Origin of the sequence: Chloroflexus sp. (assembly GCF_034434295.1) — a bacterium.
In the GTDB taxonomy this organism is placed as follows: domain Bacteria; phylum Chloroflexota; class Chloroflexia; order Chloroflexales; family Chloroflexaceae; genus Chloroflexus.
The window spans coordinates 1-9,803 of sequence record NZ_DAOTZQ010000043.1 but is presented as its reverse complement, the minus strand read 5'-3'; the positions used below and the strand labels follow the sequence as shown (position 1 = coordinate 9,803).

Below are 9,803 nucleotides of genomic sequence, written 5' to 3'. Positions count from 1 at the left end.
GGATCAACATCCGGCTCGTTTCCTAATTCCCAATAGCGCACATAGTATGGTGCCTGACTGTATTTTGCAACAACGGCTCGGACAAAGGCCGCGAATTCATCGTGATACTGATCAAGGATGGCAGCACAGATATGATTGCTCCCTGTTGCCCACGACGGATGGTCATCGATGATGGCCATAATTTGCAGGCCGAGGGCATTAGCGGCTTCTACTTCAGCTTCAAAGCGAGTGAAGCTGGGCGCATTCCAGTTAATTGGTGATCCTATAGCAGGCTGAGCTTCGCGCCAGCTCAGGGTGTTGAGGCGTACCCAGTGGGCATTGAGATTGTCAGCCTGGGGGTAGACGCTAGATGCATAAAGCCAGCCGGTGTTTGTCTCAAAACCGAGTGGACGGATGGTGTTTGCCGATACTAATGGAAGATAGATGGTTGAGATGCTGGTTGGAGTTTGAGCCGCTGCCGGTAATGCAATGGCGATCAACCACATCACCAGGACGAAGATGAGACGATGTCGGTACAAGATGCCACCTCGCTGTGCAACTAACGTTGAATGGTCGGTAACCAGATGTTCATACATGTTTGGCGCTGTTCAATAGTATAGGTTCCTCCGTGTGTGATGGTGATTTGGAGACGACTGTAGCTGTCTTGACTGATGACAGGATCACGATACGTTGCAGACCAGATCTCAGCTCCATTCAGCGTGATAATGGTCGAAGCTGTCGGTGGGGGTAGCCAGATACTCCCCTGGGTTCCCGTCGGTGCCTGGATTGTCACCCGTCGTAACTCACAATCCGGCTGTTCCCATGTTACACTAAGAAACCCGGATGACAAGGGAATTTTTCCCGAAGCTGTGCTGACGCCTTGCCAGGCCGGGACTACTTCCCAGCTTGTTGCTCCAGTCTGGCGTGCACCCATAATAACAGTGGAGAGAAACCAGGTCGGGGCACCACTCCAGCTATGTGATTGACTGGTAAACCAGTATTGGTCGGCGAACAGATGCTCCCACCATGTCGTTGTGCCCCGCGCCAGTTGCCAGCCGTAGAACTGCTTGATTAAAGTAAGTGCTTCCTGTATGTGTCCGGTCTTGCTCAGCCCCTGCAAGACCCAGAACATGCCGTAGAGTTGAAGATTTGCTCGTGTTGGATCGCGAATGATGAGGGCAAGTAACGCATCAGCTACAGCCGACACTTCACTATCCGGTACCACATCATATGTCAGTGCCAGAGCCTGGGCATGTGGGCCAGGGGGAATCGGTTGGTCAGTAATGATGGTGGTAATGTACCGACGTGTGGTCTGGTCATAGAGGTAACGGTTGATCTGAGTGCGTAATGTCACTGCTGTACGCTCCAGACGTTCGGCCGTTGCTGTTTCACCAAGAGCTGTAGCAATGGAGGCAGCCGCACGTAACGTTCCGTAGTACATTGCGTTGACTGCCGTTGATTGACCATAGCGGGCATTGGACGCACTGCTGTCAAGATAGGTGGTTTGCCCCCATGGGCCGACCGGTAGGTCGAGGAGACCTGTCGTCGGGTTGTGGTAACTAGCAAGATGATTAAGAAATCGGGTAATGGTTGGCCATTCCTTACGGGCCAGTTCTGAATCACCAGTGAGGCGGAGGTCGTCGGCAATTGATTGCACCCATAACATGCCGTAATCCAGCATTCGGTTCGGCCCTGTATTTGGGGCAAGCGCTGCTGGAATACCTTCGGCGGTAAAAGCATCGCCTATCTGACGTATGCCACGTTGTCGTAAGGCGTGATCGCCAAACGCCACGCGATTGACATGATCGGCAACATACGCATCGCCCCACCATTGTCCCCGTTCGCGCCAGGGTGTATCGGTGTAGGCATCGGTCATGTTGGGGAGCAGACTATCAACACCCACCTGCCAGATACGATTGATTAGTGGATCATCGCTGGTGAATGAACCGATTTGTGTAACCGGGTAGCGTTCTTCAACAACCTGAAGATTGTGCAATTCTACCGGTTCACTGCTCCAGACAGCAATGAGAATATAGCGTCCGGCTCGGGTATCAATGGTGGTGACGGTATGTGAACGGCCATCGAGTCGCCACGAGTCAACCTGATTCCATTCTGGGTGTAACGAGCCAGGAAACGGAAGTGGTATAACGTTTTGCCATAACCGTTCGTCCCAACCGATATCGATGATACTGCCTGCCGCCCCTCTTACTTCGACGCTTAATCGCCCATGGACGGTGCGACCAAGATCGAGTACGAGATACCCACCTCCCGGTTGGAAGCGCACCGTTTGCCACGACTGGCCGATCATGCTAACTGCCTGTGGGTCTGGTTGGGGTGGTGCCAGCAACAATCGTCGTCCGGCGTGTGCGCCAAAGGTCAATGGTGGGATGTTCGTCAAGCCATCTCTGGAAAGAAGGATCGTCCAGCCTTCCGGCTGGTTCTGTAACCCGTTCAGACGCAGGATATGGCTGCCGGCTGAGAGCGGGTACTGGGCAGTAATGACTCCCGGCGGACGATTGATTGCCGGCTGCCAGCTCAGGGATTGACCGTCTACAGTCAGTTGTCTGGTGAGAGCATCGTCGAGACCTAAGAAGGTCAGTACGACCTGGCGATTGACGGTAAGTGGTACAGTCGCTGTTTCCACGCCACCTGCAAACTCTATGGGGATGAATGCAGGATCGAATCGGCCGGTACCGATCACTTCAACCGGGACAGGAACATCAACCAGTTGCGGGATTGAACGGGGAGCAAATTTGGCTGGTGATACACTTACCGGTACTGCAGAGCGCCAGGTTTCGGTACCACCGTTTATTCGCCAGTCAGGTGGGAGAAGGGCTAGATCAACCAGCTCCGTTGGGCCGATCAGGTTCCAGCGGTGAACTGGGGCGGCATCGCTGCGGTACGCGGTGAGCAGATGAGCCTGCCAGTCTGTTCCACTTGCAGTCAGGGTTTGGGTGCCGCTTTGTAACAAAGTCCAGAGAAAGGGCCGTTCTGACTCACTGCGACGATTGTTAGGTGCCCATTGCACACGTACTACAAGCACATGCGATCCTGCTGATAATGTGCCGACCGGTAGCAGATCATACTCACGATGCTGGCGAGAGAAACGAGCCGGCCCGCGTCCGATAAGCCGACCATTGAAATACGCTTCATAGCGTGTGTCGGCAAAGATGGCGAGCGTGACATCAGTTGCCGATGTAGTGAGATCGATTTGGTGGCGAAAGAGCGCGACTTCGTGTTGGGCTGGCGGATCAGTGTGAACCCAAATAGGGGTGGCCTGACAGAAACAAAGCTCTGGCGGCAGTGGATAGACTGGAAACGGCCACAGGCTGGTCAGGATAATCGTGAACGCGATGAGCCACTGCCGCATGGAACATCCTCTACTTTACGTTACCGGTTGACGCGCCGCTACCTCTGCCAGCCAGGCCATCATCTCACGAAAGTAGTGTTCGCGGACGGGTGGAGGAGAGAGGGCTAGATCGTGCAGTCCACCATCAATCGCGATCATGGTCACATCGTCTCCCAGGCATGGGCCATCACGACGCATATGGGCCACGTCGAGAACTACATCAGCGCGTCCCACCTCTGGACTGCCGGCGATAGGCCAGGCCGAGCGTGCTGAATGCGCGATTAGAATGGGGCAACGAATGCCCAATCCACGTCGCAAGCGACGTTGAGCCAGCAGGATGGCCCGTGCTGTGCCCGCCCGCATGGGGATCCCCTGCACCGGTTTCCAGCGTTGATCGAACTCCCATTCGCCGCCGGCGCCGCGGTAGATACTCTCGCCATACACCGGGGAGAGCTTGCCGACGACGCGCGTTGGTTGGATACGCCCAAGCAACATCACCAACGGGATCGATGCCCGGGTTACCCGATCAATAAAAAAGTCAAAGAATGGACTATTGAGCACCAGGGCGCCAATCCGTTCTCGTTGCTGACCTTCGGCGGCGTACAGGGCGGTGATCAGTCCTCCTGCCGAATGGCCGTGTAATACCAGCCAGGGTTGCTGCTGTTCGGTGTCGATCAGGTTTATCGCGGCGTCGAGGAACGGATAAAATTCGGTGATGTCACGGTAGAAACAGGGAATCTGACCGGGTTCCATTGCACGACCGTGGCCGGGCAGATCGATGGCGTAGAAGGCGTAGCCATGGGCACGAAACACATCGGCCAGATGGGTCTGGAAAAAGTAGTCGGAATAACCGTGGACATATAGCACGGCCCGGCCCTGGTTTGGTGGATTGATCTGGCGAATTAACACTGCCCGGCCACTGCGCGAATGGATCGCCCTCGTTTCAAAGCCGGCCAATGCTGTATCAGGAGTCCACTGTTCCCGGTTGGTCGCGATGGTTGTAATCATGACCCGTTCCTGTCTTAACTTGTAAACAATACGATCATGTAGTAGACAACCGGCCCGGTGAAGAGGATGCTATCAATGCGATCCAGAATTCCACCGTGACCAGGAATAATGTACCCTGAATCTTTGACGCCGACCTGGCGTTTGATCAGTGACTCGGCAAGATCGCCGAGCGGACCAAAAATACCGGCGATCACACCCAGAATAGCCGCTTCAAGCAGCGTAATGGGTAGCCCTAACAGGGGAACGCAGAACAGGGCAGTGGCGATAGCAGTAACCATCCCGCCGGCAAAGCCCTCCCAACTCTTTTTCGGGCTGAGGATAGGCGCCATTTTGGTGTGTCCAAAGGCACGGCCAACAAAGAATGCGCCGGTATCTTGCAGCCAGGTGATGGCCAGGGTAAAGAAGACCCAGGCCGCGCCAGGGGGGATGTTGGCGAAGGCCAGCCAGCCGTTCTGTAATGGCAATTCGAGTTGACGTATTAGAAGATAGCTGCTGAGCAGACCGCTCACGTAGTATGCACCGGCGAACGTCAATGCCCAGCTAAGCAGGCTGGTTTGCCGATCCCGGCGAGCAATTTCGGCGATCAGTGCGCCGAGGATCGAAACGACCAGCGCCACCAGGACCAGATCGACAGTTGTGAGCGGTTGAAAAAAGGCTGCCGCGCAGATCAGCCAACCAATGGCAATTCCTTCTATCAGGCGCGGCTGATAACCGCCCTGGCGAAAAATGGCAAACAACTCGCTAATTGCCAGTGTAATAACGAGGCCGGCCAGCAAGGCAGTGGTCGGCGGCCACCAGACACCGGCAATAATCAGTGGTAGCAGGACTACCACACTTGCCACACGAATTGCCAGCGTATTAGCCCGGCTTGGGGAGTCCGCCGAAGCGGCGTTCGCGCCGTCCATAGTCAAGAATTGCCTGATGCAGATGCTCGGGTCGAAAATCGGGCCAGAACACCGGCGTGAACCAGTATTCGCTGTAGGCCGACTGCCAGATCAAAAAATTTGAGAGGCGACGTTCACCACTGGTACGAATAATCATATCGGGATCGGGCAACCCATGCGTCGAGAGATGCGCACTGATCACTTCATCAGTAATCTGATCAGCAGGGATACCACTGGCAACAATAGCCCGCACAGCATCAACAATATCGGCACGACCACCGTAATTAAACGCGATTGCCAGAGTCAGGCCGGTGTTGTGGCGGGTAAGTTCAATGGCGTAGTTTACCTTTTCCCGCAAATGAGGACTGAGGCCACTGAGACGACCAAGGTGACGCAGATGGACATTTTGGGCGTGCAAATTTTGGATCTCGCGGTCGATAAACTCGCCCAGGATTTGCATCAACCCCTGGACTTCGAGCGATGGCCGATTCCAGTTTTCGGTCGAAAAGGCGTACAGGGTTAAGACCCGTACTCCAATTCGGGCACATTCGGTCACGATTGGCCGAATATTTTCTGTTCCGGCGCGATGGCCGGCGATGCGTGGCAGACCACGTTGCTGCGCCCAACGTCCATTGCCATCCATAATTACCGCAATATGTTGCGGAATAGTTACGCCGGCCAGTACATTATCCTCGCTCATACGACAGTGCCTCTTAGTGATGGCTAAACTGCCATCACTTCTGCCTCTTTTTCTGCACCGATATGATCAAGCTCGCGGATGCAGCGATCAGTCAACTGTTGGATGCGTTCCTGACCGCGATGCAACTCATCTTCACTGATCAGCTTTTCGGCTTCCAGCTTCTTCAGATCATCAATGGCATCGCGGCGTTGATTACGGACTGAAATCTTCACCTCTTCGACCCGGTGTCGCACCATTTTCACCAGCTCACGGCGGCGCTCTTCGGTTAATGGTGGCACGGGCAGCCTGATCACCCTGCCATCGTTGCTGGGATTCAAACCAAGGTCTGATTGCTGAATCGCCTTCTCAATCGCCTTGATCATATTGGCGTCGTAAGGCTGGATCACGATCAGCCGTGGCTCAGGGACACTGATGTTTGCCAGTTGATTGAGTGGCATGGTTGTGCCATACGCTTCGACGTGAAGATGCTCAACCAGCGCCGACGAGGCGCGGCCGGTGCGGATCGATGCCAGGTGATGTCGCAATGCTTCAGTGGCCTTTTTCAGGTGTGCCTCATATTCAGAGATTACATCGTTCAGCATTACGCGCCTCCTCGCTGATTACTCACAAGTGTCCCAACGTGTTCACCCATTACAATCCGCTCGATAGTACCGGGTTCAAGCGCATTGAACACGATGATTGGCAGATTATTATCCATACAGAAGGTCAACGCTGTACTATCCATAACCGTCAGCCCACGATTCAGAGCTTCGAGGTAGTGAATATGATCGAAGCGAGTGGCTGCCGGATTGCGACGGGGATCATCATCGTAGACGCCATCAACGCCATTCTTTGCCATCAGAATCACTTCGGCGTGAATCTCGGCTGCGCGTAGAGCGGCTGCCGAGTCGGTCGTGAAATAGGGATTGCCGGTACCGGCGGCCAGAATGATAACGCGCCCTTTTTCCAGATGGTGGGTCGCTCGCCGGCGGATATACGGCTCAGCAACCTCATCCATCTTAATCGCCGTCATTGCGCGCGTGTCGAGACCGTGGCGTTCAAGGGCATCTTGCATGGCCAGGGCATTGATAATCGTGGCCAGCATGCCCATGTAGTGCGACTGCGCGGCATCCATCCCGCGCTCGATGGCGCGATGACCACGCCAGATATTGCCACCACCGACAACGACGGCTACTTCTACACCATGGCGATGAACACGACCAATCTCCTGGGCGAGGAAGTCAAGCATATCGTAACTGATGACCTCGCCGTCGTTGCCTTTGATCTGTTCACCGCTGAGTTTGATTAAAATCCGGCGATATTTTGGCTGTTGCATGGAACAACTCGCAGGTAGCAACGAGCCGGGCAATGCTAGTTTTGTACCGCAACTGCCCGGCTCATCTGATTCTTATGCCCCAACCTCATAGCGGATAAACCGCCGGACCACGATGTTTTCACCCAGCTTTGCGATGGCTTCTTTAATCTTTTCTTCGATAGTGCGTGCCGGGTCTTTAATAAACTTTTGTTCGAGCAGTACCGTCTCTTCAATGAAAGCCTGGCGTGACTGACCACTCTCGGCGATCATTTCATCGGTCACTTCATTGACACTGATAAAGCGCGGATTGAGCGCAACGATGTGCTGGGCAAGGTCGTTAGCCAGTTGGCCAAATTCAGCAGTGCGAGCAACAAAGTCAGTCTCGCAGCTCAGTTCAACCATTGCCGCAATGCGCGAGCCGTAGTGCACATACACGCCAATCAGTCCCTCGTTTGCTTCGCGGGAAGCCTTCTTGGCAGCCGCCTCAATACCACGCTCGCGGAGAATCTCGATTGCTTTGTTAATATCACCGCCAGTCTGCTCAAGAATATCCCGGCACTCCTTAATGCCAGCACCGGTACGCTCGCGCAATTCCTTCACCAATTCAATTGATACTGCCACAGTTGTGCTCCCTCTGCCTGTAAATCTGTATGTTCTGCTGTTGATCCAAATACGAGCGATGTGGATCGTGCGACGGAGGGGCATGCGCCCCCCCGTACACGTCGGTTTGTGCGCACTCGACCGAATATATTATGCCACGTCTCCGGTCAGGCGCCAGGCCGTCCCCAGGAAGTTACTCCTGAGGCATTTCGCGTCGTCGTGTGCCTTCAATGGCGGCATCGGCAATCTTGCCCGCCATCAGGCGAATACCGCGGATCGCGTCATCGTTGCACGGGATCACGTAATCGATTGGATCGGGATCGCAGTTGGTGTCAACCATTGCGACAATCGGGATACCCTCTTTGACGGCTTCGCGTACTGCCAGCTCTTCCTTGCGCGGGTCGATAATGAACACAGCACCCGGCAGCCGATCCATACCCTTCAAACCGGCGAAGACCCGGTTGAGGCGAACAATCTTCTCTTCGAGCTTGGCAGCTTCTGCTTTGGTCAAGCGAGCAAAATCCCCACGATCACGCTGCTCTTCCAGGTCGCTCAGCAGCTTGAGACGGCGTTTGATAGTTGCGAAGTTGGTGAGCGTGCCACCTAGCCAGCGCTGATTGATGTAGAACTGTCCAGAGCGCACGGCCTCTTCCATCACCGCTTCTTGGGCCTGCTTTTTGGTGCCAACAAAGAGAACCTTTTCGCCGCGCGCGGTAAGTTCGGTGATGAACTGATACGCCCGGCTTAGCCCAGCGACCGTCTTTTGCAAGTCGATGATGTGGATCCCGTTGCGGGCGGTGAAGATGTACGGCTTCATCTTCGGGTTCCAGCGGTTCGTTGGGTGTCCGAAATGGGCGCCCGCTTCCAGCAATTCGCGAATTGTGACGACGCGCGGCAATCCGTCTGTCATACCTGTCTTGCTCCTTTTCTGGCTAAAACCACCTCCACCCATTGTGTCTCACAGTCTGGGCCGGCAAATGCCGGAGGAGCGACTGTGCCTCAGGGTGTGCGTATTTGGCATTTTGCTATGCCGACGGGCAGTATAGCATAAGGGAGCGCTGGCGGCAAGCGCTCCCTGACAAAACAGTTGCGAGGGTTGATTATCAACCTAGAGTAGCGATTTCAGCACCTCAAGGGCTGCATCGTAATTGGGTTCCTGCCCGGCCACCGGGACGTATTCGCTATATCGGATCACACCGTTACGGTCAATCACAAATACAGCCCGCTGTTCAATCCGATAAGCCGGTACATACGTGCCATATGCAGCGCCGAAGCTCATATCCCGGTGGTCAGAAAGGGTCTGGATTGCATCGGCGTTATTGGCACCGCACCAGCGCGCCTGGGCGAAAGGTAGATCGGCGCTGACGGTGATGAAGTTGGCCTGGCCGGTCAGGCGAGCTGCCTCTTCGTTGAAGCGGGTTGTTTGCTTGCTGCACACACCGGTATCCAGCGAGGGAACTACACTGATCAGGAGGGGCTTACCGGCAAAATCACCTAGCGTTACCTGCTGCATTTTGCTGTTGATCAGTGTAAAATCGGGGGCTTTGGCTCCCGGTTTTAATTCGGGGCCGACAACTGTTTGCGGACCGAAGAAGACGAACGCATCCGGGCGCTCGATAGTCATAGTGATGTACCTTTCTATTTCAAGATAGATCCTGCAAGAGATAGTGTAGGAAAAGGAGCGCTGTCTGTCAATACGTGCGGATTTCTCCGCACGGAGAGGGTGTCAGGTTGGTGAGGTGCAGTTCGTTGGATGTTGTTACAGGTAGCCTGGTTCGCAGCAAGCGGGTTGGCAATGGGCAGGCTGAAAGCCTGCCCAAGAGAGAAGAACGATACCATCCAGCGCAACACACTGCCTGATTGACCAGATCTGCTTCAATTGCCGCTGGTACGTTACGAAGCTGCCGCAACCGAGGTTGACTCTGCCAGCGAGCGCCGTCCGTCGGTGTAGTTGCGTAACACCGGTACTTTTGCCGCTACAATCCCGGT

Annotated in this window: 10 protein-coding genes; all 10 read right to left on the bottom strand. The window is 54.9% G+C overall.

Annotated features, from left to right (window positions below):
- The coding region (locus VAE57_RS06400) for a cellulase family glycosylhydrolase (protein WP_322821055.1) at positions 1 to 518 on the bottom strand (518 nt) is incomplete at its 3' end.
- Positions 519 to 538: 20 nt separating this feature from the next.
- Entirely contained in the window at positions 539 to 3,349 is a 2,811-nt protein-coding gene (locus VAE57_RS06395) for an alpha-L-rhamnosidase (RefSeq protein WP_322821054.1), read from the bottom strand.
- 15 nt (positions 3,350 to 3,364) lie between these two features.
- Positions 3,365 to 4,336 carry an alpha/beta hydrolase gene (locus tag VAE57_RS06390; RefSeq protein WP_322821053.1) on the bottom strand — a complete coding sequence of 324 codons (972 nt, stop codon included), beginning with the start codon at positions 4,334 to 4,336 and terminating at the stop codon, positions 3,365 to 3,367.
- A 14-nt stretch (positions 4,337 to 4,350) separates the two neighbouring features.
- Complete coding sequence (locus VAE57_RS06385) at positions 4,351 to 5,241, bottom strand: phosphatidate cytidylyltransferase (protein ID WP_322821052.1); 891 nt, start codon at positions 5,239 to 5,241, stop codon at positions 4,351 to 4,353.
- Entirely contained in the window at positions 5,195 to 5,920 is a 726-nt protein-coding gene (locus VAE57_RS06380) for an isoprenyl transferase (RefSeq protein ID WP_322821051.1), read from the bottom strand. Before VAE57_RS06380 ends, VAE57_RS06385 begins: the two co-directional genes overlap by 47 nt.
- 23 nt (positions 5,921 to 5,943) lie before the next feature.
- The gene (gene frr / locus VAE57_RS06375; protein ID WP_322821050.1) at positions 5,944 to 6,501 is read right to left on the bottom strand and encodes a ribosome recycling factor; all 558 of its coding nucleotides are present in this window, start codon (positions 6,499 to 6,501) and stop codon (positions 5,944 to 5,946) included.
- Positions 6,501 to 7,235, bottom strand: coding sequence for a UMP kinase (gene pyrH, locus VAE57_RS06370; RefSeq protein WP_012259404.1), 735 nt, complete (start codon positions 7,233 to 7,235; stop codon positions 6,501 to 6,503). Before pyrH ends, frr begins: the two co-directional genes overlap by 1 nt.
- 72 nt (positions 7,236 to 7,307) lie before the next feature.
- Complete coding sequence (gene tsf, locus VAE57_RS06365) at positions 7,308 to 7,835, bottom strand: translation elongation factor Ts (RefSeq protein ID WP_015909444.1); 528 nt, start codon at positions 7,833 to 7,835, stop codon at positions 7,308 to 7,310.
- Positions 7,836 to 8,007: 172 nt separating this feature from the next.
- Complete coding sequence (rpsB, locus tag VAE57_RS06360; RefSeq protein ID WP_322821049.1) at positions 8,008 to 8,724, bottom strand: 30S ribosomal protein S2; 717 nt, start codon at positions 8,722 to 8,724, stop codon at positions 8,008 to 8,010.
- 198 nt (positions 8,725 to 8,922) lie between these two features.
- On the bottom strand, positions 8,923 to 9,438 hold the full coding sequence (tpx, locus tag VAE57_RS06355) for a thiol peroxidase (protein ID WP_322821048.1): 516 nt from the start codon (positions 9,436 to 9,438) through the stop codon (positions 8,923 to 8,925).
- Positions 9,439 to 9,803: the final 365 nt, after the last annotated feature.